19 protein-coding genes and 1 riboswitch are annotated in these 25,966 nt (G+C 60.1%); of the genes, 14 read left to right on the top strand and 5 right to left on the bottom strand.

Annotated elements, in window-relative coordinates; all coding sequences use genetic code 11:
• Nucleotides 1-28 precede the first annotated feature (28 nt).
• The 6 genes from ubiB to hemB all read left to right on the top strand — a co-directional run bounded on the left by ubiB (nucleotide 29) and on the right by hemB (nucleotide 5,177).
• Nucleotides 29-1,669 (top strand): ubiquinone biosynthesis regulatory protein kinase UbiB, encoded by a 1,641-nt coding sequence (gene ubiB, locus AB5Y92_RS06850; RefSeq protein ID WP_368226114.1) that lies wholly within the window; start codon nucleotides 29-31, stop codon nucleotides 1,667-1,669.
• Nucleotides 1,670-1,711: 42 nt separating this feature from the next.
• Nucleotides 1,712-1,963, top strand: coding sequence for a Sec-independent protein translocase subunit TatA (gene tatA / locus AB5Y92_RS06845; RefSeq protein WP_005339385.1), 252 nt, complete (start codon nucleotides 1,712-1,714; stop codon nucleotides 1,961-1,963).
• A gap of 3 nt (nucleotides 1,964-1,966) precedes the next feature.
• Nucleotides 1,967-2,431, top strand: a complete 465-nt coding sequence (gene tatB, locus AB5Y92_RS06840; RefSeq protein WP_110304509.1) for a Sec-independent protein translocase protein TatB — start codon at nucleotides 1,967-1,969, stop codon at nucleotides 2,429-2,431.
• Nucleotides 2,428-3,183 carry a twin-arginine translocase subunit TatC gene (tatC, locus tag AB5Y92_RS06835; RefSeq protein ID WP_040098487.1) on the top strand — a complete coding sequence of 252 codons (756 nt, stop codon included), beginning with the start codon at nucleotides 2,428-2,430 and terminating at the stop codon, nucleotides 3,181-3,183. The genes tatB and tatC overlap by 4 nt, the downstream gene beginning before the upstream one ends.
• A gap of 188 nt (nucleotides 3,184-3,371) precedes the next feature.
• Complete coding sequence (locus tag AB5Y92_RS06830; RefSeq protein WP_182926611.1) at nucleotides 3,372-4,157, top strand: TatD family hydrolase; 786 nt, start codon at nucleotides 3,372-3,374, stop codon at nucleotides 4,155-4,157.
• Nucleotides 4,158-4,160: 3 nt separating this feature from the next.
• Nucleotides 4,161-5,177 (top strand): porphobilinogen synthase, encoded by a 1,017-nt coding sequence (hemB, locus tag AB5Y92_RS06825; RefSeq protein WP_005357271.1) that lies wholly within the window; start codon nucleotides 4,161-4,163, stop codon nucleotides 5,175-5,177.
• An 83-nt stretch (nucleotides 5,178-5,260) separates the two neighbouring features.
• Here the strand turns inward: hemB and AB5Y92_RS06820 are convergent, their stop codons facing one another.
• Together AB5Y92_RS06820 and AB5Y92_RS06815 are read right to left on the bottom strand one after the other, a co-directional pair.
• The gene (locus AB5Y92_RS06820) at nucleotides 5,261-8,767 is read right to left on the bottom strand and encodes a hypothetical protein (protein WP_368226110.1); all 3,507 of its coding nucleotides are present in this window, start codon (nucleotides 8,765-8,767) and stop codon (nucleotides 5,261-5,263) included.
• Between the two features lie 168 nt (nucleotides 8,768-8,935).
• On the bottom strand, nucleotides 8,936-11,125 hold the full coding sequence (locus AB5Y92_RS06815) for an immunoglobulin-like domain-containing protein (RefSeq protein ID WP_368226108.1): 2,190 nt from the start codon (nucleotides 11,123-11,125) through the stop codon (nucleotides 8,936-8,938).
• Nucleotides 11,126-11,175: 50 nt separating this feature from the next.
• Nucleotides 11,176-11,261: riboswitch (cyclic di-GMP riboswitch) on the bottom strand.
• 437 nt (nucleotides 11,262-11,698) lie between these two features.
• Between AB5Y92_RS06815 and prlC the strand changes: the two genes are divergently transcribed.
• The 3 genes from prlC to AB5Y92_RS06800 all read left to right on the top strand — a co-directional run bounded on the left by prlC (nucleotide 11,699) and on the right by AB5Y92_RS06800 (nucleotide 17,314).
• Complete coding sequence (gene prlC, locus AB5Y92_RS06810) at nucleotides 11,699-13,741, top strand: oligopeptidase A (RefSeq protein WP_042054692.1); 2,043 nt, start codon at nucleotides 11,699-11,701, stop codon at nucleotides 13,739-13,741.
• 207 nt (nucleotides 13,742-13,948) lie between these two features.
• Nucleotides 13,949-16,498: a bifunctional diguanylate cyclase/phosphodiesterase gene (locus AB5Y92_RS06805; protein ID WP_236382608.1), complete on the top strand. Its 2,550-nt coding sequence runs from the start codon at nucleotides 13,949-13,951 to the stop codon at nucleotides 16,496-16,498.
• A 63-nt stretch (nucleotides 16,499-16,561) separates the two neighbouring features.
• Entirely contained in the window at nucleotides 16,562-17,314 is a 753-nt protein-coding gene (locus AB5Y92_RS06800; RefSeq protein ID WP_368226117.1) for a class I SAM-dependent methyltransferase, read from the top strand.
• Nucleotides 17,315-17,385: 71 nt separating this feature from the next.
• Here the strand turns inward: AB5Y92_RS06800 and AB5Y92_RS06795 are convergent, their stop codons facing one another.
• Genes AB5Y92_RS06795 through rhlB form a run of 3 tightly spaced genes read right to left on the bottom strand, consistent with a single transcriptional unit; the run spans nucleotide 17,386 to nucleotide 20,462 of the window.
• Nucleotides 17,386-17,640 carry a Rho-binding antiterminator gene (locus AB5Y92_RS06795; RefSeq protein WP_236317749.1) on the bottom strand — a complete coding sequence of 85 codons (255 nt, stop codon included), beginning with the start codon at nucleotides 17,638-17,640 and terminating at the stop codon, nucleotides 17,386-17,388.
• 30 nt (nucleotides 17,641-17,670) lie between these two features.
• Entirely contained in the window at nucleotides 17,671-19,161 is a 1,491-nt protein-coding gene (gene gppA / locus AB5Y92_RS06790; protein WP_236317747.1) for a guanosine-5'-triphosphate,3'-diphosphate diphosphatase, read from the bottom strand.
• Nucleotides 19,162-19,172: 11 nt separating this feature from the next.
• The gene (gene rhlB / locus AB5Y92_RS06785) at nucleotides 19,173-20,462 is read right to left on the bottom strand and encodes an ATP-dependent RNA helicase RhlB (RefSeq protein ID WP_005339414.1); all 1,290 of its coding nucleotides are present in this window, start codon (nucleotides 20,460-20,462) and stop codon (nucleotides 19,173-19,175) included.
• Between the two features lie 113 nt (nucleotides 20,463-20,575).
• Between rhlB and trxA the strand changes: the two genes are divergently transcribed.
• The 5 genes from trxA to fre all read left to right on the top strand — a co-directional run bounded on the left by trxA (nucleotide 20,576) and on the right by fre (nucleotide 25,821).
• Nucleotides 20,576-20,902 carry a thioredoxin TrxA gene (gene trxA, locus AB5Y92_RS06780; RefSeq protein ID WP_005339416.1) on the top strand — a complete coding sequence of 109 codons (327 nt, stop codon included), beginning with the start codon at nucleotides 20,576-20,578 and terminating at the stop codon, nucleotides 20,900-20,902.
• A gap of 204 nt (nucleotides 20,903-21,106) precedes the next feature.
• Nucleotides 21,107-22,372 carry a transcription termination factor Rho gene (gene rho, locus AB5Y92_RS06775; RefSeq protein ID WP_005339417.1) on the top strand — a complete coding sequence of 422 codons (1,266 nt, stop codon included), beginning with the start codon at nucleotides 21,107-21,109 and terminating at the stop codon, nucleotides 22,370-22,372.
• 108 nt (nucleotides 22,373-22,480) lie between these two features.
• Nucleotides 22,481-23,473 carry a hypothetical protein gene (locus AB5Y92_RS06770; protein WP_368226105.1) on the top strand — a complete coding sequence of 331 codons (993 nt, stop codon included), beginning with the start codon at nucleotides 22,481-22,483 and terminating at the stop codon, nucleotides 23,471-23,473.
• Nucleotides 23,474-23,506: 33 nt separating this feature from the next.
• A complete protein-coding gene (gene ubiD, locus AB5Y92_RS06765) occupies nucleotides 23,507-24,976 on the top strand; it encodes a 4-hydroxy-3-polyprenylbenzoate decarboxylase (protein WP_005339421.1) in 1,470 nt (489 codons plus the stop codon).
• 146 nt (nucleotides 24,977-25,122) lie between these two features.
• The gene (fre, locus tag AB5Y92_RS06760) at nucleotides 25,123-25,821 is read left to right on the top strand and encodes an NAD(P)H-flavin reductase (RefSeq protein ID WP_042054686.1); all 699 of its coding nucleotides are present in this window, start codon (nucleotides 25,123-25,125) and stop codon (nucleotides 25,819-25,821) included.
• Nucleotides 25,822-25,966 lie beyond the last annotated feature (145 nt).

The raw sequence follows: 25,966 nt of genomic DNA, 5'->3' as shown, positions 1-25,966 counted from the left end.
TGGCCCGCTTTGAACAGCAGGTGACCTGATGACCCCGAAGGAGTTCAAACGCCTCTATCGCATCATCACCATCCTGCTGGAGCAGGGCATCGACGAACTGGTGCCCGCCCGCTATCAACCCTGGCCGGGTCGTCTGGCCCGTCGCTCCCTGTTCTGGCTCAAGAACAAACAACCGGATCTCAGCCGCGGTGCCCGCATCCGCCTCGCCTTCGAGGCCCTTGGCCCCATCTTCATCAAGTTTGGCCAGATGCTCTCGACCCGCCGCGACCTGCTGCCGCCGGATATCGCCGAAGAGCTGGCCCTGCTGCAAGACAGGGTGCCCCCCTTCTGTGGTCAGGCGGCGCGCCAGCAGATCGAGCTGAGCCTGGGTTGTTCCATCGAGACCCTGTTTGACGACTTCGACGAGACGCCGCTGGCGTCGGCTTCCATCGCGCAGGTGCATACCGCCCGCTTGAAGGAGAGTGGCCGCGAGATCGTCATCAAGGTGATCCGTCCCGACATCGAACCGGTCATCGAGGCCGACCTGCGGTTGATGCAGGCGCTGGCCCGTCTGGTGGCGCGCTTCGTGCCCCAGAGTGCACGACTGCGCCCCATCGAGGTGGTGGAGGAGTATCGCAAGACCATCCTCGACGAGCTGAATCTGATGCGCGAAGCGGCCAACGCCATCCAGCTGCGCCGCAACTTCACCGGCTCCGAAGCGCTCTATGTGCCTGAAATCATCACCGACCTCTGCCGTGAGCAGGTGCTGGTGATGGAGCGCATCTACGGTATTCCGGTCTCCGATATACCGGCGCTGGAAGCCAACGGCACCAATATGAAGCTGCTGGCCGAGCGCGGGGTGGAGGTCTTCTTCACTCAGGTGTTCCGCGACAGCTTCTTCCACGCCGATATGCACCCGGGCAATATCTTCGTCTCTTACGAACATCCGGAAAACCCGCTCTGGATCGGCATCGACTGCGGCATCGTCGGTACCCTCAATCGGGAAGACAAACGCTATCTGGCGGAGAACTTCCTCGCCTTCTTCAACCGAGACTATCGTCGGGTGGCGGAGCTGCACGTGGAGTCGGGCTGGGTACCGGCAGACACCAAGGTGGACGAGTTCGAGTTTGCCATCCGCACCGTGCTGGAGCCCATCTTCGAGAAGCCGCTCTCCGAAATTTCGTTCGGTCACGTGCTGCTAAACCTGTTCAACACCGCGCGTCGCTTCCATATGACGGTGCAGCCGCAGCTGGTGCTGCTGCAAAAGACCCTGCTCTATGTGGAAGGGTTGGGGCGTCAGCTCTACCCGCAGCTCGATTTGTGGCAGACCGCCAAGCCGTTCCTCGAGAACTGGATGCACGAACAGGTCGGGCCCAAGTCGGTATTGAACGCCATCAAGGAGAAGGCGCCATTCTGGGCGGAGAAGCTGCCGGAGCTGCCGGAGCTGGTCTATGAGACTCTGCGTCAGACCCGTCATCAGCAGCGTCATTTCGACCAGATGTTTGCCGAGTTCCGCCGTCACAGCCGCCGGCAGGGGCAGGCCCGCTACCTCTTAGGGGTTGGAGCCAGCCTGCTATTGGCGGGTGTATTCTTGCTGACCCAAAAACAACACATTGAGTGGGGACAAGCCAGTCTCGCCGGTGCAGCCCTCTGCTGGCTGGTCGGCTGGTTGCGAACCCGTTCCCATTAATCAACAACCGCGCCGTCAGGCGCCTGTTCTGGAGAGAAAATCATGGGTGGTATCAGTATTTGGCAATTGTTGATCATTGCAGTCATCGTCGTGCTGCTGTTCGGTACTAAGAAACTGCGCGGCATTGGCGGTGATCTGGGCGCGGCGGTCAAAGGGTTCAAGAAAGCCCTCTCCGACGAGCCGGCTGATGCCAAGGCCGAGCAGAAAGATGCCGAGTTTCCCCCGAAACAGCTGAACGAAGCGGCCACTCAGAGCAGTGAGACCGCCAAGCAGAAAGACAAAGACCAGGCCTAAGCCATGTTCGATATCGGTTTTTGGGAGCTGGTCGTTATCGGTGTGGTAGCACTGGTGGTACTGGGGCCCGAGCGGCTGCCGGTTGCCATCCGCACGGCTACCCACTGGATCCGCCTCATTCGTTCGACCGCGAACTCGGTCAAGTCCGAGCTGGAGCAGGAGCTCAAGTTGCAAGAGCTGCATAACGACCTCAAGAAGGCCGAACAGTTGCAGATGAGCAACCTGAGCCCCGAGCTGCAGGAGTCCATCGAACAGCTCAAGGCGGCGGCCCAGTCGGTCAATCGCCCCTATCAGGTGGAGAACGAGATCCGTCCGCCACGCCCCGAGCCGGTCGCCCAGGCTGAGCCTGCCACGCCGGTTGAGCCTGCGGTGCAGCTGAGCCACGACGTGCCGCCGGTCAACAGCCAGCGGGAGAGCGAGCTGGTGCCGGTCAGCGACTCCGCAGTAAAAGGGGAGGTGAAGTCATGAGTCAGGCCGAACAACCCCTGATCAGCCATCTGGTTGAGCTGAGAACCCGCTTGCTGCGCTCCATTACCGCCATCCTCGTGGTGTTTCTGGCGCTGATCTACTTCTCCAACAACATCTACGACTTCGTGGCCCAGCCGCTGCTCAGCCAGCTGCCGGAAGGGACCAGCATGATAGCGACGGATGTGGCGACCCCCTTCCTGACGCCGATCAAGCTGACGCTGGTGGTCTCCTTCTTCGTGGCGATCCCCTATCTGCTCTATCAGGCCTGGGCTTTTATCGCCCCCGGTCTGTACCAGCACGAACGGCGCCTGATCATGCCGCTGGTGGTCTCCAGTGCCCTGCTGTTCTATGCGGGGATGGCGTTCGCCTACTACGTGGTGTTCCCGCTGGTGTTCGGTTTCTTCACCAGCACAGCACCCGCAGGGGTGACGGTGGCTACCGATATCGCCAGCTATCTGGACTTTGTACTGACCCTGTTCTTCGCGTTCGGGGTGGCGTTCGAAATTCCGGTGGCCACCATACTGCTCTGCTGGACCGGCGTGACCACACCGCAAAACCTGAAGGAGAAACGTCCCTACGTCATCGTCGGGGTGTTTGTGGTCGGCATGCTGCTGACGCCGCCTGATGTCTTCTCCCAGACCCTGCTCGCCATCCCGATGTGGGCGCTGTGGGAGATAGGTCTGTTCTTCGCCCGCTTCTACGTGAAGAAAGAGGATGAAGAGCAACAGGAACAACCGGATGTGGAGAGCTGAGGCTCTGTTCGTCACCTGTTTGCCGGACGGCGAGAGGATGACGACGTCCGCAGGAATAGCAGAACGAGGGGAGCTGAGGCTCCCTTCCTCTTTTCATGCTCCCGTTCGAGGCGTATGGTAAGGCCCCATTCGGTAGATGGTTTTCAAATACCTGATATGTATTCCTTTTGTCTGGAACTCCTCATCCCATGATCGATATCGGTTTAAACCTGACCAGCAGCCAGTTTGCCGGCGAGCAGGCTGAGCTGGTGGCCCGCGCTCGTGCCGCCGGAGTGGAAGCGCTGATCCTGACCGGTACCGATCTGGACGGCAGCCGCGAGAGCGCTGGGTTGGCCGCCCGCTGGCCGGGCTACTGCTTCTCCACCGCCGGGGTCCATCCCCACGATGCCAAGAGTGTCGATGAGGCGACCCTGCCCGCCCTGCGCGAGCTGGCGGCCTTGCCGCAGGTGGTGGCCATCGGCGAGTGCGGTCTCGACTACAACCGCGACTTCTCCCCCCGCCCGGTGCAGGACGCGGTATTCGCCGCCCAGCTGGCACTGGCCGCCGAGCTCGGGATGCCGGTGTTTCTCCACTGCCGCGATGCGCACGCCCGTTTTATCGAGATCCTCCGTCCCTGGTTGCCAAAACTACCGGGAGCCGTGCTGCACTGCTTCACCGGCTCCGACGAGGAGCTGGACGAGTGTTTGGCGCTGGGGCTACATATCGGGGTGACCGGCTGGCTCTGCGACGAGCGCCGCGGTCAGCTGCTGCGCGAGCAGGTGGCCCGAATTCCGGCCGGTCGGCTGATGATCGAGACCGACGCCCCCTATCTGGTGCCGCGGGATCTGAAACCGCGCCCGAAACGCAACGAACCCGCTTTTTTGCCGCACATCGCCCAGGTGGTGGCGGCCTGTCGTGGTGAAGCGCCCGAGGCCTTACTGGCCCATACCCGGGCCACCTCCGCCGCGTTCTTCCAACTTCCTCTCCAGGAGTGATTCATGGCTACAACTCTTCCGGGCGCCTTTCCGGGCCGCCGCCTGCGCCGTCTGCGCAAACATGATTTCAGCCGTCGTCTGGTGCGCGAGAACGTACTGACCGTCAACGATCTCATCTATCCGGTGTTCGTGCTGGAGGGGGAGAACCGTCGGGAAGCCGTTCCCTCCATGCCGGGGGTGGAGCGTCTCTCCATCGATCTGCTGCTGGAAGAGGCTGCCGAGCTGGTGGAGCTGGGCGTACCTGCTATTGCCCTGTTCCCGGTCACTCCACTGGAGAGCAAGAGCCTGATGGCGGAAGAGGCCTACAACCCGAACGGGCTGGCTCAGCGCACCGTGCGTGCCCTCAAGGCCCGCTTCCCGGAGCTCGGGGTCATCACCGACGTGGCGCTCGATCCGTTCACCACCCACGGTCAGGATGGCATCATCGATGACGAAGGCTATGTGCTGAACGACATCACCACCGAGATCCTGATCAAGCAGGCACTCTCCCACGCCGAAGCCGGGGTCGATATCGTCGCGCCGTCCGACATGATGGATGGCCGCATCGGTGCCATCCGCGCCGCGCTGGAAGAGAACGGCTTCATCAACACCCAGATCATGGCCTACTCCGCCAAGTACGCCTCCTGCTACTACGGCCCGTTCCGCGATGCGGTCGGCTCTGCCGGCAACCTTGGCAAGAGCAACAAGGCTACCTATCAGATGGACCCGGCCAACAGCAACGAAGCCCTGCACGAAGTGGCGCTGGATATTCAGGAAGGGGCCGACAGCGTGATGGTCAAGCCGGGCATGCCCTATCTGGACGTGGTTCGTCAGGTGAAGGATCAGTTCGGCGTGCCGACCTTTGCCTATCAGGTGAGCGGCGAGTACGCCATGCACATGGCGGCGATCCAGAACGGCTGGCTGAAAGAGAAGGAGACCATCATGGAGTCTCTGCTTTGCTTCAAGCGGGCCGGGGCCGATGGCATCCTCACCTACTTCGCCAAGCGCGTAGCGCAGTGGCTGAAGGAAGATGCCCGCTAAGCCGGGTTGAAGAGATAAACGAGAGGGGGAGCCGATGGCTCCCCCTCTGTCGTTATGGCTCTCTTTTGGTCACGAGCGGCTGATTACAGCTTGATCCAGGCATCACTCCAGTGGCTGCCGGTACCCGGCGCATAGTGGCTGGCCACACCACCGCACCAGCCGCTGTAGGGCCAGGGTTTGCACTCGTAGTTGCCACCGTTATTGCTGACCCGTTCGCCACTTTGATAAGCGGTGCCCGCAACATAGGCCGGGTAGCTGCCGTTACCACCGTCACTGTCACCACCCGGAGTCTGTTCCACCAATGCCAGGGTGAAGCGGCGCTCGAAGCCCTGCTTGCTCCCCTCAGCCATGCCCGCCAGCAACAGCTCGTAACTGCCGGCCGCAAGGCCAGACTGCGTCAGCTGCAGGGAACCCTGACCATCGATCAGGGCGCTGCCGGTGGCGACCGGATTGCCATCCTGCAACAGGGTCGCGGTGACGGTCACCGGGTTGGCGGTGGTCAGCGTCAGGCTGAAGTCGAGCGTGCCGTTGACGATGAGATATTCGGCCGCCAGATCGGTGACGGTGAAGTCACTGCTGCTGCCGGTAGTGGGCAGAATGAAGTCTCCGCTCAGGTAGGTCAGACCGGTCCAGCCGGAGCTGGTCAGCCAGTGCTTGCCATTGGTCTGATAGACGTTGGGCAACTGGGTGCACTGGTTGTTGTCATTGACGAAGCCGATACCGTAAAAGCCCGCCACATTCTTGTAGCAGAGCTGGCGACCATTCTGATGCAGCACTGGCTGATCCAGCTTGCCCTTGTGGTGGAGTGACAGCCAGTCAAACTGGTTGATGGCCGAGACCAGCGGCACAAACTGGCCATCGGGCTGACGATAACGGATCAGGGATCCGGCATCACAGAGCAGACCATCAGCCCGCTGTTCGACGTAGCCGTAGTACTGCTCGCCATCCTGGAAGGTGAACCGGCAGAGATTGCCTTTCTCCGACTCCTTGGGGATCCAGCCCATCAGCAGTCGCTCCTGATTGTTCAGGGCCGCCAGCTGCCCAACACTGAAGTCGCTGCCGTTGGCTACCCAGCCTTGCGGCATGGTGGAGAATTGCATGAAGTAGTGGTCGGTATAGTACATGTGGCTGTCAGCGCGGTGCTTGCGAGCCCCCTGGCTGACCGAGTTGTAGCGATAGATGTCGTTTTCCGGCTTGTGGAAGCCGTTGAGATCATCGTCCAGATAGGGCAGGTCGCCCTTGCGGATATGGTAGTTGGCTATGCCCGTCATCAGGGGATGCCAGCCGTGGCTGCCACGGGCAAACGCGCTCTCATGGCTGTAGGACTTCCCATCGAAGCCGTGGCCAAATTCGTGGGCAATGATGCCCCAGCTGCCGTAGTAGTGGCTGACAAAGTTAAAGGTATCGACCCCGGTGATGCCACCACTCCCCAGCCCGCCCCCCATGGCGGTGATCCCCAGGTTGAGGTAGGGGCGCTTCATCAGGCTGTGGTAGTAGTAGTCATAATCGGCTGCCGTAAAGATCCCGTTCGGCACATAGCTGTTGCCGCCATTGCCGAACATCTCGTAGCCGTTCACCGCCTTGAAGTTGTACCAGACGTGTTTGAACTCCTCGGTCGAGACCATGTAGGCCAGGTTGGTGGCGATGATCAGCCATTCGCGGGCGTAGAGGGCATTGATGGGGCGCCAGGAGCCGCTGGTGTTGGTGGCGAAGCGCACGTTCCAGCTTGGCTTGAGGCGTGCCAGCTTCTGGGCAAACTGATCCGAGTTGGAGCTGAACCTTTGCTCGAACTGGGCAGGCAGATTGATGCTGTTGTCGAGCAGGTTGTTGAGATCAAACACGCCATCGCGGCTGGCGCTGTTGAAGCGTCCCTGCTCGCCAAAGGCGCTCAATGGCAGGGTGATTTGGGCATAGGCGGGCAGGCGATCGAGCTGGCCCAGGATCAGCCACTTGTTGATACCGTTCAGGCGTGACTCGATATTGATGTCATGCAGCTCTCTGGCGGCATAGTTAGTGATGCGCACCGTGTCGTTATCAAGCAGCTCGGTCTTGACCAGAGAATTGATGTTGACCGAACGCTGGGCGCGATCGATCAGCACCTCGTAGGGTTCGTCATTGCGCAGTATGTAGCTGATTGCGGCCGGCATCAGCTGATCGAAGGTCAGCGGGCGAGCCGGCAACTGCTCGTCGGCCGTGAAGCTGATCTCCTTGCTCAGCAGCTGGTTGAAACCCAGGCCGCGTTCGTTGGCGGTGACAAGCGCCGAGCCCGCCAGCTGGAGATCTTTCAGCGCCGCCACGGGCTGCTGGTTGATCTCCCGGACAGTAAAGGTCGGGTTCTTGAACTGAAAGTCGTTGGCGATCAGGGTATCGGCATCATGCCATTCGATGCGGTCCTTGAAGTTCACCACCAGTCGATCGCCATTCATGTCGATTTTTTGCAGATTGCTGTCTGCGATCACCTGCTCAGGCGCCAGCGGGGTGTTGCTGGCGATGGCATCAGCCAGTTTGCGCAGGTCATAGATGTAGTAGTTTTTGCCTGCGGTGTGGGCCAGGAGATAGTCACCCACCTGATGGAGTTGCACCAGACGGTGGCTGTATTTTCCTTCAAAGGCGAGCCGACCGGCGATGGGGGTCTTGAGGCTGTTCTCCGGCGTCACATCCTGCTGGCGGTAGACCTTGATCTCGCTCAGCGCATCGGCCACCAGCACGTAATCCTGATTGGCAAAGATGGCCTGGGCGCGGTGCAGGCTGTTGCTGCCGGAATCCCGACCGGTTCCCAGGGTAGTGACATAGCGATGCTCGTCGGCCAGATCGAAGATATCGACCCGGTGCGAGTAGCGCGAGACCACGTAGAGCAGGTTGTTGCGGACAAACAGTTCGCTGACCTGGTTGTAGGCCGTGGCACTGCCGGTTGCGGTGCCGTGGATCTCGCCAATCTGCTGGCGGCTCGGGATATCGATAATGGCCACATGGCCCGGATTGCCGTTCTGGCTGACATAGAGCCGATCCTGATAGCGCTCGACCGCCGTGATCAGGCTGGCGTCCAGCCCCAGCTGGTCGGCCGTCAGCTCCTCGCCTTTGTCCAGATATTGCAGCGAGGTGGCAAACGAGTTGACGCTGCAGGAGCTGGTCTCCATCACCACCCGGGTGCGTTCGCCATTCTGGATCTGGCCGTGGGGGAAGTACTCCAGCAGACAGCCGTTGCCGTAGTCATAGTTGCCAAAGCGCTTGTTGACCGCTACGACCCCACCGTCGTACCAGGTCAGCTCCCACTCCTCATCGAAGAAATCAAAGACGTTACGAATGGCTGTTTCGTCGAAAAAGTGGGGTTTGGGCAGATCGAACAGGATGTGGTTATCCGCTGTCAGCGGGTAGAGCAGGCCGTTGATGGCAAGGTGGCGCTTGCCATCCTTGATGATCACGTTCTGCTCGTCAGCCGCACTCTGATGCAGCGCGGCGAGACGCGCCGTCATCTGCTCGTAGTGCTCCTGATAGGTTTGTTTGAAATAGGCTTGTTCGCGCTCATCGGCCACGACATGGGCCGACAGCAGCAGTCCGAGCAGGGTGGCAAGCTTGGTGGTTCTTGGCATGGTGATTTCCTTATCTTGGTTGTTGTTGGACGTTTTTGGGTGCTTGGCAAGCATGTAAAAGAGAGGGGCTAACCCGTCCGGGTCAGTGCATCCTGCCCATCGGCAGCGTGGCCGACGGGCAGGATATGGGCGGGGGCCTGTCGGCCTCCGTTAGTGGTTGGGGCAAGGTCAGAGTTTGATCCAGGCATCGCTCCAGGCAGAGCCGGTACCCGGTGCATAGTGGCTGGTCGAGCCGCCACACCAGCCGCTGTAGGGCCAGGGTTTGCACTCGTAGTTGCCACCGGCATTGCTGACCCGATCACCGGCCTGATAGCCGGTGTTGGGGGCGTAGGCCGGGTAGTCACCTTCGCTACCGCCGTTGCTCTCTTCGGTCAGCGCAACCGGGAAGCGCTGTACCACCGGCTGCTGGCCATCTGCCAGACCGGTGATGACCACGTCGTAGCTGCCATCGGCGACATTGCTGCCCTGCAGCACCAGGGTGCTGGTGCCGTTCACCTGGCTGCTGGTGGTGCCGTGGCTGCGGCCGCTCTGCTCAAGAGTTGCGGTGATCTGCACCGGGTTGGCGGTGGTCACGTTGAAACGGATGCTGACCTGACCGTTGACTATGGTGTAGTCGGAGCCCATGGCGCTGACGGTGAAGTCGCTGCTGCCTTCGGCGGGTGGCGTTGTGCCGCCGCAGTCGCTGTCGCCCTGTACGCGCCAGACGCCCCAGTCACCCGTGGTGCCCGGCTCTTCGTTCTGGGTCCACCAGCCTGCCAGCCAGCTCTTGCCGTTGTGGCTGACGATGTCGCCGCCCACGTAGACCTTCTTGGCATCCCAGCTGTTTTCACAGACGGCGCCCTGCTCCCTGACGGTCACGTTGCGCTGCTGGGTTACCTGCTGACCGGCGCTGTCGCTCACCTGATAGGTGAGGGTGTAGCGGCCGACCTTGCTGCTGTCGACGTTGCCGCTGACCTTGATTTGGGCGGTCAGGTCGCCATCTTCTTCATCATGGGCGCTGACGCCTGTCATCGGATCGAAAGCGGTACCCAGTTCCAGCGTGGTGTCGGTGACACCGCTGAACACCGGCTTCATGCTGTAGACCTCGATGGTACGTACCTGCTCGGTGACGTTGTTGTCGCGATCGCTCACCTTGTAGGTGAGGGGGTAGAGGCCGATGCGCTGGCTGTCTACCGAGCCTTCCACCTGGATCTGGCCAGTCAGGTCGCCATCTTCCTTGTCGTTGGCGCTGACACCTGCCAGCGGATCAAAGGCGGTACCCTGCTTGATGCGGGTATCGCTCAGGCCGCTAAACACCGGCTTGCCGTTGTCGACCGGGGGCGTGATCTCCTGATCGTGTATGAAGGGGCCGTAGTTTTTGATGAAGGATTCGTTGTAGGACTGACCGGCGGCGTTGCGGCCCATGTCCCAGTTGATGGACCAGGTCATCACGCCACGCAGCGGTTGTCCCTCGCTCTTCAGGCGGTTGAAGGCGTTGTAGAGCTTCTGCGGATCCTGCACATAGCCGGTGGCGGCGGCGTCGATGTTGGTCGGAATGCCGAACACCAGCTTGTCATGGGGGATCTTGTAGAAGCCGCGGGTACCGTTGCTCAGCGAATCCGCCATGTAGTAGATGAACTCTTCTTTCAGGGCATCGTTGTTCTGGGCAATCCAGCCGATGCCATCGATGTAGATACCGTCGCCACCCTGGTTGTAGAACTGGGGGTTGATCCAGTCGTAGTACCCTTCCAGATTGCGGATATAGGGGATGTAGGCGCCAGTCTGGGTCAGATAGGGGAACTCTGGCGCCATGGTGATGAGGAAGTTTTTCCCCTGGGCGCGGTAGTGATCCTTGACCAGACGCAGAGCCGCCGGGATCACGGTCTGGTTGTCAGCGGCGGTGATGGCGGCCTGTTCCAGATCGATATCCAGCCCGTCGAAGCCATAGGTCTCCACCAGACGGATGATCTCGTCGGCAAAGGCCTGCTCCTGACCCTTGCGCAGCTCGATGTGTGCATCGGCTCCGCCCAGCGCCAGCAGCACGGCACGGCCCTGACGGTTCAGCTCGGCGATCTGCTCGATAAACTGGCTTTCGCTCATGCCGATGGCCGGGTCGAGTTTGAAAGTGGGGATGGGATCGCTGCCATAGACCTTCATGAAGGAGACATCGACCACGTTGTATTGCGGGTTGACCTGATCGAGCTTGACGCAGGGGGCGATACCGCCCTTGTAGCCCGAGCCGTCACACCAGTTGTGCCAGTAGCCGACCACTACGCCGGACTGGGGGTTGACCATCGCCTGACCGGCACTGGCGGCATATGCCATGGGGGCGCCCATGCCGAGCAGGCAGCCAAGCAGGGATAATTTGAGTTTGTTCATCGTCTCTCCGTATGGTGCAAATGGGGCGTCGGTTGTGACCGGACGTCCCCGGGGGCAGCCCCGCTGTCATAGGTGTTTTCCCTTAGACCGGTGGCTTTGCGTCGCGCCCTTTCGGGTCACTTTGCCTTTTTCACCCGATTTCTGTGCAGCACAGAGAATCAAGTGACCTGCATGGCAGGTGGCCTATGATAGATGCTTGAAAATAAATTAATCAATAGCTGGTTTTGATTCTAATTGACTGAAAAATATTGATAATTTGTTACAGCTACCACATTTTGTCAGTTTCCATGATTGAGCATGACGGTACTTGGCTGGCAGCTGTGGCGCCGGTAAATGGCGACTTTTTGCCCCTTGAAAGTAGCGGTAAGAGCCAAAAAAGGCCCACAGATTCATTCTGTTACTGGCTGTTGATAGCAAAACTGCAGCAACGGCAGAGATCCGGGTCGCAATGGCTGGAAAAGTACAGGGTTGCGGCGGATTCCCGCTTGATTATTGCGTGGCTTGGCCACATGTTAGAAAGCCATACAGAGCTGCTAAAGCGGTCTGTTCAAGACCAAACAAGAGGTAACCGGGATGAATAACCCTTTGCTGACAATGGATTCGCTGCCCCCTTTCAGCCAGATCAAGCCGGAGCAGGTTCAGCCTGCCGTGATTCAGGCGATTGCTGACTGCAAGCAGAAGATCAGCGATGTGCTGGCCCAGCGTGATCCCCATACCTGGGATAGCCTGATTGCCCCGCTGGAAGAGGTAAATGACCGCCTGTCACGGATCTGGTCACCGGTCAGCCACCTCAACTCCGTACTCAATAGCGAAGCGCTGCGCGAGGCCCATGACGCCTGCCTGCCGCTGCTCTCCGAATTCCAGACCTATGTTGGTCAGCATGAAGGGCTCTATCAGGCCTATCTGGCCCTCTCCCAGAGCGATGATTTCCCGCTGCTGAGTGGTGCACAGCGTAAGGAGATCCAGAATACCCTGCGTGACTTCCGCCTCTCCGGTATCGGTCTGCCTGCCGAGGCGCAGCAGCGCTACGGCGAAATTCAGGCCCGCCTCTCCGAGCTGGCATCCCGTTTCAGCAACAACGTGCTGGATGCGACCCAGGGCTGGCACAAGCTGGTGGCCGATGAAGCCGAGCTGGCCGGTCTGCCCGACAGCGTGCGTGCTGCGGCCCGCCAGATGGCTGAACTTAAAGGCAAAGAGGGGTGGTTGTTCACTCTGGATATCCCTTCTTATCTGCCGGTGATGATGTATGCCGACAACCGCGAGCTGCGCGCCGAGATGTATGAGGCCTTCACCACCCGCGCCTCCGATCAGGGCCCCAATGCGGGCAAGTGGGACAACTCCGCCATCATGAGCGAGCTGCTCACCCTGCGCCGCGAACTGGCCCAGCTGCTTGGCTTTGCCAACTATGCTGAGCTCTCCCTGGCCACCAAGATGGCGGACAAGACCGAACAGGTGGTGAGCTTCCTCACCGATCTGGCGGCCAAATCCCTGCCACAAGGCAAGGCCGAGCTGGAGGAGATCCGAGCCTTCGCCGCCGAGCAGCATGGTCAGAGCGAGCTGGCAGCCTGGGATCTCGCCTACTACGCCGAGAAGCTCAAGCAGCACAAGTTCTCCATCTCCGATGAGCAGCTGCGCCCCTACTTCCCCGCCAGCAAGGTGGTGAAGGGGTTGTTCGAAGTGGTGAAGCGGGTGTTCGGCATGAAGGTGCGCGAGCGCCTCGGCATCGACACCTGGCACCCTGATGTGCGTTTCTACGACATCTTCGATGCCGACGATGAGCTGCGCGGCAGCTTCTACCTCGACCTCTACGCCCGCGAGCACAAGCAAGGCGGGGCCTGGATGGATGTCTGTCTGGGTCGTCGCTACCGTCAGGATGGCTCGCTGCAAAAGCCGGTGGCCTACCTGACTTGCAACTTCAACGGCCCGGTGGATGGCAAGCCAGCGCTGTTCACCCACAACGAAGTGGTCACCCTGTTCCATGAGTTTGGCCACGGCATCCACCACATGCTGACCCGCATCGACGTTGCCGGTGTCGCCGGTATCAACGGCGTGGCCTGGGATGCGGTGGAGCTGCCGAGCCAGTTCCTCGAAAACTGGTGCTGGGAGTCCGAGGCGCTGGCCTTTATCTCCGGCCATTACGAGACTGGCGAGCCGCTGCCTGCCGATCTGCTGGAGAAGATGCTGACCGCCCGCAACTTCCAGGCGGCGATGCAGATGCTGCGTCAGCTGGAGTTCGCCCTGTTCGACTTCCGTCTCCATCAGGAGTTTGATCCGGCCAATCCGGCGCAGCTTCCGGCGCTGCTGGATGAGGTGCGCAGTCAGGTAGCCGTGATGACGCCACCGGCGTTCAACCGCTTCCAGCACAGCTTCTCCCACATCTTCGCGGGCGGCTATGCGGCGGGCTACTACAGCTACAAGTGGGCCGAGGTGCTCTCTGCCGATGCCTTCTCCCGCTTCGAGGAGGAGGGGATCTTCAACCCGGCCACCGGCCAATCTTTCCTGAAGAATATTCTGGAGAAGGGTGGCTCGAAGGAGCCGATGGAGCTGTTCCGAGCCTTCCGTGGCCGTGAGCCCAAGGTGGATGCACTGCTGCGACACAGCGGGATCGCTGCCTGAGATTCCTGACCCGCCGCCTGTGTGAGCTTCAAGCAGGTACACTGTTTTGCGGCATAGTGGGATCGAGTCGTGATTTCTGCGACAAAAAGGGACCTTTTGGTCCCTTTTTTCAAGGCTTTTTAATATCTTGCTGATTGCATATTTGCACTGCCCACGGCTCTTCAGTAGAGTCGTGTTCTAACCTTCAAGGAGAGAAAGCCACTTGCCATGAGGCGAGCACTCGATTCCGTCTATCAAATCATCTCAAGTCTGGCTCATTCGAGCGGCCAGGGATATTTCGATACCTTTGTGAGTGAAATCGCCGCTGCTGTGATGGCTGATGTCGTCCTGATCGCCAGCAGGGAATCAAATGCTTCCCATCTTACGGTTCAGGCTGCCCATCCCTCCTCTCTTGACCCCGATACCCTGACGCTGCCAATCACTGATTCTCCCGATGCCATTACCTGGCAGGAGGGGGAAGCCTGGTTCAGCGATCGTCTGTTGCAGCTGTTCCCCGCGATGCCGCTTGCCGATGCGTGGCAAGCCCAGGCCTACGCCGGGATCGCCCTCAAGGATGCGGATGGCGAGACCATAGGCATCTGCTGCCTGCTCTATCGTCAGCCGCAGGCCAATATGACCAAGGTGATGGGGCTGCTCCGGTTGCTGGGGCCGCTGGCCGGTCGCGAACTGGCGCTGATGCTGCAACGCCAGCTGCCGCAACTCTTGCCTGATACCCCTCATGTGCTGCAGAGCATGCTGTTTCAGGCCCCGGTGGGGATCGGCAAGCTCGATCTCACCGGCCGCATTCTCTGGGCCAATCCGGCTATCGAGAAGATGCTGGGTTATCCCCTCGATGAGCTGCTTCATCGCTCTATCTCCGACATCAATCACCCGGAGGATTGGCAGCGCAGCCTTGAGTGCTACGAAGAGATCCGGCGCGGCGAGCGCAGCAGTTTCACCCAGGAGAAGCGCTACTTCTGCAAGGGGGGCGAGATCCTGTGGGGGCGGGTGACTGTCACCCTGATCCGCGACGAGCAGCAGCAGCCGGACTACCTGATGGTGCTGCTGGAGAATATCGATCCCCTCAAGCGCCATGCGGAGCAGCTCAAGCTCTCTCACCGGGTCTACGACAACCTCTCCGAGGCGATTCTGGTGTGCGATGCCGACAGCCGCATCATCTCGGTCAACCCGGCCTTCGAGCAGATCACCGGCTACAGCAGCGACGAGGTGCGGGGCCAGCGTCCCAGCATGCTCAAGTCCGGGCTGCACGATCAGACCTTCTATGCCGACATGTACCACGCGCTGGAGCGGGTGGGGGTGTGGCGTGGCGAGGTGTGGAACAAGCGCAAGAACGGCAAACTCTATCCGCAGCAGCTGATGATCAGCACCCTGCGCGAAGCTGGCAAAATCCAGCAATATATCGCCATTTTCAGCGATCTTTCCCAGACCAAGGTGGCCGAGCAGAAGATCGCGACCCAGGCCAACTACGACAACCTCACCAGCCTGCCCAACCGTTGGTTGTTTGGCCGCTGCCTCACCCGCTTCTGCGAGCGGGGCGAGCGCTTCGCGCTCATGGTGCTCGACCTCAACAACTTCAAGGCGGTAAATAACAGCATGGATCACCATGCTGGCGATGCCCTGTTGCGGGAGGTGTCGGATCGACTGGTGAGCCGGGTGCGCACCGAAGATTTGGTGGCCCGTATCGGTGGCGACGAGTTCGCGTTTCTGGTGCCCGGCATCGTCACCCGCCGTCAGGCCGAGGTGTTTGCCAAGCAGGTGATCGGCAGCTTTGCCCGTCCCTTTATGCTGGCCAACCAGCATCTCTATGTGACCGCGACCATCGGCATGACCCTCTGCCCGGTCGATGGCAGCGAGAGCGACGAGCTGCTGCGCAACGCCGAACAGGCGCTGTTTGCGGCCAAGCGGCAGGGAAGGTTGCTCGGTGCCTACTGCTCATCCATGCGGGAAGAGGTGCGCCAGCGCCACCAGATGCAGCAGGATTTGGCCGAAGCGATCAAGCTGGAGCAGCTGACCATGGCCTACCAGCCCATCTGGGACAACCGCAGCGGACGGGTCGCCAAGCTGGAGGCGCTGGTGCGCTGGTATCACCCCCACTGGGGGCAGGTATCCCCTGCCGAGTTTATTCCGCTGGCGGAAGAGGCAGGTCTGATTCAGGGGCTGGGGACGCTGGTATTGTGGCAGTCGTGCCGGGATCTGGCGCGGTTGCAGCAGTCCGGTTTTCCGGATCTGCAGATGTCGATCAACCGCTCCACCATGGAGTTCCAGACCATTGACCCCGAGGCGAGCGAGTGGCTCAAGGTGATCCAGCACTTCGGACTCGATCCTGCCGACATCGTCATCGAAATCACCGAATCTCTGCTGATGGAGAGCAGCGATCAGCACAGGGTGCGGATCGATGCCCTGCGCGAGGCGGGCTGCAAGCTGGCCATCGACGATTTTGGTACCGGCTACTCGGCCCTCAACTATCTGCGCACCTTCCCGGTAGATCTGGTCAAGATCGACCGCTCCTTCGTGCGCCATATCCCCTTCAACGAGCAGGATAGGATGCTGCTCGATGGCATCATCAACATAGTGCACAACCTCGGCATGCAGGTGGTGATCGAGGGGGTAGAGACCCGCGAGCAGCTCAACTTCCTCTGCCAGAAAGGGTGCGCCTTCACCCAGGGTTATCTGCTCAGCCGCCCGCTGGCCTATGACGATCTCATCGATTACCTCGCCCTTAACCGTCAGGGGATGAACCTCACCGTCGTGAGCTGATCCACCGCTTCTGTTATCATGGCCGCTTCTGTACGTGCCATGAGTCTGTCTCCTATGCCCCATATTCAGGTTTTCAGTGAAGTCCCCGCCCGTGATGGCGAGCTCGACACCCTGCGTTTACGCCTTGCCGACGTGGAGTTTCCGGCTCCGTTTGCGCTGGTACTGACTGAAGAGAGACTGGAGCTGCGCAAGCTGGATGAGCCCAAGCTGGGTGCCGTCTATGTGGACTTCGTGGAAGGGGCGGTGGCACATCGTCGCAAGTTTGGTGGTGGTCGCGGTCAGTCCATCGCCAAGGCGGTGGGGCTCAAGGCCGGAGCCACTCCGACCGTGGTGGATGCCACCGCCGGGCTGGGGCGCGACGCCTTCGTGCTCGCCTCCCTCGGTTGCAAGGTGACCCTGATCGAACGCAGCCCCGTGGTGGCTGCTCTGTTGCAGGACGGGCTGGCGCGGGCGGCACAGGATCCCGAGATTGGCCCCTGGGTCAGTGAGCGGATGCACCTGCTGCCAGGCCCGGCGGTGGACAATCTGCTGGCGCTGCCGGAGCGGCCCGAGGTGATCTACCTCGACCCCATGTTCCCCCACAAGCAGAAGTCAGCGTTGGTGAAAAAGGAGATGCGGGTGTTCCAGTCGCTGGTGGGGCCGGATCTCGATGCGGATGCCTTGTTGCCTGCCGCGCTCAAGATGGCTGATAAGCGGGTGGTGGTGAAGCGGCCGGATTACGCCGGCTGGCTCAACGAGCATAAACCCAGCATGGCCATCGAAACCAAGAGCAACCGCTTCGATGTCTATGTGATGGCGGCGCTGGCGGCGAGTTAACGGTCGGTGCGAGTTGCGGATGCAAAAAAGGAGGGCCAACGTCATGTTGGCCCTCCTTTTTCATACTGGATTCAGTTGGTTGGCGCGAAGTTGATCAGCTTCTCTTCCCCTTGCCAGTTCAGGCGCAGGGTCGCCAGTTCCGCCAGACTGAGCCGCTCGCCACTGTGCAGCAGCAGATACTCGACCCCTTCGCTGGCTTCGATAGTGCGGATCTTGTCATCCCGCTGGCGACCATCGTGGCTGGTGAGGGTTACCGGCAGTTGCCAGCTGGCAGCAATTTCGAGCCAGTCGTAGAGATCGCAGCTGATGGGTTGATAATCCGGCATGATCGGCTCCAAAACAGGCAGGTTGCTGAGTCAGGCTTCCTGTACGCGGGTCGGCCAGCCCATCTTCTGCTGGCGTTCCACCTCGAGCCGCAGCTCGCTGGCGCGCAGGTAGTGTTCATCCATCCAGCCCTTGGGCAGTGTCAGTGTCAGTGACTCCTCTTCTGCCTGCAGGATGAAGCTGGGCACAGTGCCCTGGGTGCGGCGCATGCAGAGGATCAGGGCGATGCGCAGGATACGGGCCAGCCGGATCGCCTGACGACCGGTGACAGCACCCTGCTTTTCCAGCGGTTCCAGCTTGAATTCGTCCCGCTGGTTGAACAGCAGGGCCGACAACAGCTTCTTTTGCGCAGGGGTAAAGCCCGGCATGTCGATGTTGTCGATGATGTAGGCGGCGTGTTGCGGCGCCTTCTTGTACTCGATACAGAGGCCGATCTCGTGCAGCAGGGCGGCATAACGCAAGATCGGGCGACCGTAGCGTTTGGAGAGTCGCCAGGCCGGTTGCAGCTGGTTGAACGCCTCGACGGCGGTATCGCGCACCCGTTCGGCGTGCTCTTTATCCAGCTGATAGCGGCTGATCAGGCTGTCGGCGGTGCGATCCCGGGCATCACAGTCGTGATTGTTGCCAAGCAGACCGTAGATCAGTCCTTCACGCAGGGCGCCACCCGCGAGGGTCATGCTCTCGATATCGAGGGTTTCGAAGATGGCGATCAGGATGGCGAGGCCGGAGGGGAACACGGTCAGCCGTTCGGCCGCCAGCCCTTCCAGTTGCAGCCGGTCGAGCTTGCCGCAGGCGATGGCCTGACCCATCAGCTCCTGCAGTTTCGGCAGGGTGACCCGTTCGCTCTTCCCTTGCGCCAGCATGATCTCTTGCAGCGCCTGCACCGTGCCGGAGGCGCCGACACAGGTGCGCCAGCCGAGGGCGCGGTAATCTTCCGCCACCTTCTCCAGCACCGCCTTGGCGGCAGCAATCGCCTGCTCGAAACGGGCTTCGGAGAGCTCGCCATCACCAAAGTGATTGTTGAGCCAGGTGACGCAGCCCATGTGCAGGCTGTTGAGCAGTTTTGCTTCGCTATGTTCGCCGATCACCAGTTCGGTACTGGCACCGCCGATGTCGATCACCAGCCGGTTGCCTTCCCCGGCAGAGGTCCAGGAGACCCCTTCATAGATGGTCTTGGCCTCTTCCTCGCCCGAGATGATCTCGATGCTGTGGTTGAGTACCCGTTCCGCTTCGCTGAGGAACTCGTCGACGTTGGTGGCAAGTCGTAAGGTTGCGGTGCCCACCACCCGGATATTGTCGGCCGGAATGTCCTGCAATTGTTCGGAGAAGAGGCGCAAACAGTCCCAGCCCCGCTCCATGGCGGCACGGCTGAGACGAAATTCCGGATCAAGCCCTGCTGCGAGGCGAACCTTGCGCTTGACCTTGGCGACGGTGCGCAGGGCACCGGCGACCTCGCGCACCACCAGCATATGAAAGCTGTTGGAGCCGAGGTCGATAGCGGCATAGAGAGGCGAGTTGTGCAACGGGCCTGTCCTTAGCTCTTGCGCGGCGGACGACGACGGTTGTTGCTGTTGCCACCGCCCTGACGATCCCGCATGTTGCGGTTCACCGGCTGACGGTTGCGGAACACCCGTTTCGGCGGGGTCACGTCATCCAGCAGTGCTTCGCGATCATATTTGCTGACCGGAATGGCGTGGTGGATGTACTCCTCGATGGCCGGCAGGTTGAAGGCATAGTCTTCACAGGCCAGGCTAATGGAGTGACCGCTCTTGCCGGCACGACCGGTACGACCGATGCGGTGTACATAGTCTTCGGCGTCGTCGGGCAGGTCATAGTTGAAGACGTGGGTCACGTCAGGGATGTGCAGACCACGGGCGGCCACGTCGGTGGCGACCAGAATATCGAGCGCACCCTTGGTGAAATCCTCGAGGATCTTCATCCGCTTCTTCTGCGGCACGTCACCGGTCAGCAGACCGACGCGGTGGCCGTCGTTTTCCAGCCAGGCGTGAACGTCTTCACAGACATGCTTGGTGTTGGCGAAGACGATCGCTTTTTCCGGCCACTCCTCTTCCATCAGGGAGAGCAGCAGCAACATCTTGTCTTCATTGGAGGGGTAGAACAGCTCCTCCTTGATCCGCACGCCGGTCATCTGCTCCGGCTCTACCTGCACATGTTCCGGGTGGTTCATATGTTCGTAGGCCAGCTCCTGCACGCGCAGGGAGAGGGTTGCGGAAAACAGCATGCTCAGACGCTCGGTCGCGGGCGGCATGCGGCGGAACAGGAAGCGGATGTCCTTGATGAAGCCCAGATCGAACATGCGATCCGCTTCGTCCAGTACCACGACCTGAATGTTGCTCAGATCGATCACCTTGGACTTGAAGTAGTCGATGATGCGGCCAGTGGTGCCGATCAGGATGTCGACACCCTGCTCCAGCACGGCCAGCTGCTTGTCGTAACCTTCGCCGCCGTAGGCGAGGCCGAGTTTCAGGCCGGTAGAGGCGGCGATGCTGTCGGCATCGTTATAGATCTGTACTGCCAGCTCCCGGGTGGGTGCCATGATGATGGCTCTGGGTTGGTTAACCAGACGGGGCTTGGTCAGCGGGTGAGTCAGCAAATAGTTGAATGTCGCGGCCAGGAAGGCAATGGTCTTGCCGGTTCCTGTCTGGGCCTGACCGGCGAGGTCATGACCTTCTACCAGCAGTGGCAGAGACAGTGCCTGGATGGGCGTGCAATAGTGAAATCCCTTTGATTCCAGACCAGCCAGAACTTCGGGTTCGAGGCCCATTTGGGCGAATTTGTCGGTCGTTAAGTGTGTTTTGCTCATGGCGGTAGGTTATCAGGTTAGGCTTGCAATAATAAACAGGATCATTTCAAATAGGGCAACTATTGCCTTTGTTGATATGTCAATAAAGCCTTAATTACTGACTGGAGTTGGAGATGAGTGACAAGATTGTTCAGCTGAGCGATGCCAGCTTCGAGGCAGATGTAATCAAAGCCGATGGCGCCGTTCTGGTCGACTTCTGGGCCGAGTGGTGTGGTCCGTGCAAGATGATTGCCCCGATCCTGGAAGAAGTTGCCCAAGAGTACGAAGGTCGCGTGACCGTAGCCAAACTGAACATCGACCATAACTCTGATACTCCGCCCAAGTACGGCATTCGTGGTATCCCGACCCTCTTGCTGTTCAAGAATGGCGAAGTGGCAGCGACCAAGGTCGGTGCACTGTCCAAGACTCAGCTGAAAGAGTTCCTGGACGGCAACCTGTAATAATTAAAGAGGAGCGCATTGCAATAATGCGCTCCTTGTGTTTTATCACCTAGACGCTCATCCCGATTGGTGCTAGTTTATCGCTCGTTTGCTAACCTTTTTGCCTGACTCTTTGCTAACCACAGCCTGGCAATCAAATCCGATCAGCATCAATCCAGCAGACTGTCTCCTCATTTCAATCCTTGCTTACAGACTTTCACCACTATGAATCTGACTGAATTAAAGAACACTCCTGTGTCCGAGCTGGTCAAGCTTGGCGAATCCATGGGGTTGGAAAATCTGGCTCGGGCGCACAAGAAAGATATTATTTTTGCAATCCTAAAGGCGCACGCCAAGGGTGGTGAAGATATCTTTGGCGACGGTGTGCTGGAAATCCTGACCGATGGTTTCGGCTTCCTGCGCAGTGCAGACGGCTCCTATCTGGCAGGCCCTGACGATATCTACGTCTCCCCGAGCCAGATCCGCCGCTTCAACCTGCGTACCGGCGATACCATCTCCGGCAAGATCCGGCCACCGAAAGAGGGCGAACGCTACTTCGCACTGCTCAAGGTCAATGAGGTCAACTACGACCGCCCGGAAAACTCCCGCAACAAGATCCTGTTTGAAAACCTTACCCCCCTGCATGCCAACGAACGTCTGCGTATGGAACGGGGTAATGGCTCTACCGAAGATATCACCGCCCGTGTACTGGACCTGGCTTCCCCCATCGGTAAAGGCCAGCGTGGCCTGATCGTGGCGCCGCCCAAGGCCGGTAAGACCATGCTGCTGCAGAACATCGCCCAGAGCATCGCCTACAACCACCCGGACTGTGAACTGATCGTTCTGCTGATCGACGAGCGTCCGGAAGAAGTGACCGAGATGCAGCGGATGGTGAAAGGTGAAGTGATCGCTTCCACCTTTGACGAGCCGGCTTCCCGTCACGTTCAGGTTGCCGAAATGGTGATCGAGAAGGCCAAGCGTCTGGTCGAGCACAAGAAAGATGTGGTGATCCTGCTGGACTCCATCACCCGTCTGGCCCGTGCCTACAACACCGTTATCCCGTCATCCGGCAAGGTACTGACCGGTGGTGTGGACGCCAACGCCCTGCACCGTCCGAAGCGCTTCTTCGGCGCCGCGCGTAATGTTGAAGAGGGCGGCAGCCTGACCATCATCGCCACCGCACTGATCGATACCGGTTCCAAAATGGACGAGGTTATCTACGAAGAGTTCAAGGGTACCGGCAACATGGAACTGCACCTCTCGCGCAAGATTGCCGAGAAGCGCGTCTATCCGGCCATCGACATCACCCGCTCAGGTACTCGTAAAGAAGAGCTGCTCACCTCAGGTGACGAGCTGCAGAAGATGTGGATTCTGCGCAAGATTGTCCACCCGATGGGCGAGATCGACGGTATCGAATTCCTCATCGATAAACTGGCGATGACCAAGACCAACGACGAGTTCTTCGACGCCATGCGGCGCCAGCAGAAATAAGTCAGGTCAGAAAATGACGAAACCGCGGCCAAGGTCGCGGTTTTTGTTTATCTGTTTTCCGGTCGCCCTAGTAGTATGAGATCCCGATGTCACATGGATGGAGACGTCATGAAGCCTGTTTTCTGGTTATTGCTGGGGTTGCTGAGTGCAATGCCAGCCTGCGCGCAGAGTGCTCCGGTCGCGGTGACAGCCGAGACGTTGCAGACTCACCAACGCTATCTGGCGGGCCGTCTGAAGGAGGGGCAATTTGCAGCCATCGACTCTTTGCTGGCGACCCTGAGTCGCGAGCTGCGGGAGTTCCTGCTGTTGCAGCTGCTGCGGGATATTCCCGCTACCTCCCCTGCATCCCCTGCGTTGCAACAGTGGGTCGAGGCTCAGGCCGACAAGGCCCCCGAGTGGCTCATGGAGCAGCAGGTCGACGGTTTTCTGGTGCAGCAACCTGTCTATGATTTTGCCGCGCAGGCCCGTCAGTTGCTGGGGGAGTGGCAGCTGCAATCACTGATGCAGCTCTATCGGCAGCAGCTTGCCCAGGGCAGCTTCCAGCTAAAGTCCATCTACTACAGCAGTAACCCCGATCTCGCCATGCAGCAGCAAGCCCTGTTGCTGGCCCTCGACACCTTGCCGCAACCGGTCTGGATGCGGGAGGCGCAAGCGCTGGCCAGCCAGAATATCTATCTGCCCGACAATCACCTGTTGTTCCATCTGTTGCAGCGCACCGGGGAACCGGCGCTCTATGGCATGCTGTGGCGTCGGCCGGCAGATCAGGATGCGCTGCGTGCACTCTTTACCATCAACCGCTTCCATCACGGCAGTGCTGCCAGCGATCTGCTGATTGCCGCCAGTGGCAACGAAGGGTTGAAGGGGGCCGCCCTGCGGCAGCTGAGCGCGCTCTCGCCCTTGCCGCCGCAAGCCCAGAAATACCTGCTGGCGGAGCTCTCCAACCGTCAATACGGGGCGCTGGTGGCCGGTCTGTTGATGGAGGTGGACGAGCCCCAGCTGCTCTCTGCGCTGGCCAGACGCCTCGGCCAGCGTGACGTGCCACCCATTGCACCGAGTCTGCTACCCGATTCGGGTACACCCGATGGGCAGCCAGGGTTATAATGCGTGACCTCCTGAACCCGGTTGGGAACTTGCATGAAATACAAGGATTTGCGTGATTTCATCGCGCAGCTGGAACAAAACGGACAACTCAAGCGCATCACCCGCGAGATAGATCCCTATCTGGAGATGACCGAGATCAGCGACCGCACCCTGCGTGCGGGTGGCCCGGCTCTGCTGTTCGAAAATCCCAAAGGCTACACCATGCCGGTGCTGACCAACCTGTTCGGTACCCCGGATCGGGTCGCCATGGGCATGGGGCAGCCCGATGTGGGCGCCCTGCGTCAGGTCGGGGTCTGGCTCTCCTATCTCAAGGAGCCCGAGCCGCCCAAGGGATTCAAGGAGCTGATGGAGAAGCTGCCGATCTTCAAGCAGGTGCTCAACATGCCGACCAAACGTCTCTCTTCTGCCCCCTGCCAGCAGGTGGTACAGGAGGGCGATGCGGTCGATCTCGACCAGATCCCGATCCAGCACTGCTGGCCCGGCGATGTGGCGCCGCTGGTCACCTGGGGCCTCACCATCACCCGTGGCCCCTACAAGAAGCGCCAGAACCTCGGCATCTATCGCCAGCAGAAGATCGCCAAAAACAAGCTGATTATGCGCTGGCTGGATCATCGTGGCGGTGCCATCGATTTTCGCGAGTGGCAGGAGGCCCATCCCGGTGAGCGATTCCCGGTGGTGGTGGCACTCGGTGCCGATCCCGCGACCATTCTCGGCGCGGTGACGCCTGTGCCGGATACTCTCTCCGAATATGCCTTTGCTGGTCTGCTGCGCGGCAGCCGTACCGAGGTGATCAAGGCCATCAGCTGCGATCTGGAGGTGCCCGCCAGCGCCGAGATCGTGCTGGAAGGGTATCTGGAGCCGGGTGAGATGGCACCTGAAGGCCCTTATGGCGACCACACCGGCTACTACAACGAGGTGGACGAGTTCCCGGTCTTCACCATCACCCACATCACCAAGCGGCGCGATGCTATCTATCACAGCACCTACACCGGCCGTCCGCCCGATGAACCGGCGGTGCTGGGTCTGGCGCTGAACGAGGTGTTTGTGCCGCTGCTGCAGAAGCAGTTCCCCGAGATTGTGGACTTCTATCTGCCGCCGGAGGGGTGCTCCTACCGGATGGCGGTGGTGACCATCAAGAAGCGTTACCCGGGCCATGCCAAGCGGGTGATGCTGGGGGTCTGGTCCTTCCTGCGCCAGTTCATGTACACCAAGTTCGTGGTGGTGTGTGACGATGACGTCAACGCTCGCGACTGGAAGGATGTGATCTGGGCCATTACCACCCGGATGGACCCGGCACGGGACACCACCTTGATCGAGCACACCCCGATCGACTATCTGGACTTCGCCTCGCCGGTCTCCGGCCTCGGCTCCAAAATGGGGCTGGATGCCACCAACAAGTGGCCGGGCGAGACCAATCGGGAGTGGGGTCAGCCCATAGTTCAGGATGAGGCGGTGAAGCAGAAGGTTGATGCCATCTGGGATGAGCTCAATATCCTCGGATGAGGCAAACATGACAGCTTTACTGCAAAAAGTGATGCGATCCGCACTGATTTGAGTATTCTCGACTGACGGGGCCAGGGCTGCTGGTCGTCACTCCATAGTGAAACAATGAGCGAAGCGGGCCGAGCGAGCCCGCCACAAGGACAAGAATGCAACGTATCAAATGCCGCGTAGAGGAACTGCGCGAATATGTCGACACCATCTGGCATGTGGCCTTGACGCCGCAGCAAGCGATCAGCTTCAAGCCGGGCCAGTATCTGCTGGTGGTGATGAGCGATTCGGACAAGCGCCCCTTCTCCATCGCCAACTCGCCGACCCGCCCGGGCGTGCTGGAGCTGCAAATTGGTGCCACTCCCGAGAACGCCTACGCCGGTCAGGTGCTGGCCCGCATGCGTGAGCAGGGGGAGATCGAGGTCGAATTGCCGGCTGGCAAGGCGTTCCTGCGCGATGAATCCCCCCGTCCGCTGATCCTGATGGCGGGCGGCACCGGCTTCTCTTACGCCCGCTCCATTCTGGAGTACCTGATCGATACGGGCAGCAAGCGTCCGGTGTTCTTCTACTGGGGTGTGCGTCAGGCTCACTGGCTCTATGAGCTGGAGCAGATGCAGCAGTGGGAGCGTGACTATGCGCCGCTCACCTTTATCCCGGTGGTGCAGGAGCCTGACGCTGACTGGACTGGCAAGAGCGGGCTGGTGCACAAGGCGATCATGGATGACTTCGTCAGTCTCCACGACTACGACATCTATGTCGCCGGCCGTTTCGAGATGGCGGGTGCCGCGCGGGAGGAGTTCAAGATCCTTGGCGCCGAGCCGGAGCGCATCTTTGGTGATGCCTACGAATTTATTTGACGGGATCCCCGCTTGGATGACGCAGCCCCCGGTTTTGCCGGGGGCTTTTTTTTGGCTCTGTCCCAATTACGTGTTGAAAGGCTAATCTTGAAGTAGGCCATCACCTTGAGGTCTACCATCATGGATACCCCAGCCTTTCAACACC

The sequence above is a fragment of the Aeromonas sp. R1-1 genome (assembly GCF_040908495.1).
GTDB lineage: Bacteria > Pseudomonadota > Gammaproteobacteria > Enterobacterales > Aeromonadaceae > Aeromonas > Aeromonas veronii.
Note: the sequence above shows the minus strand (reverse complement) of the source record. Positions and strands in the feature narration are given on the sequence as shown.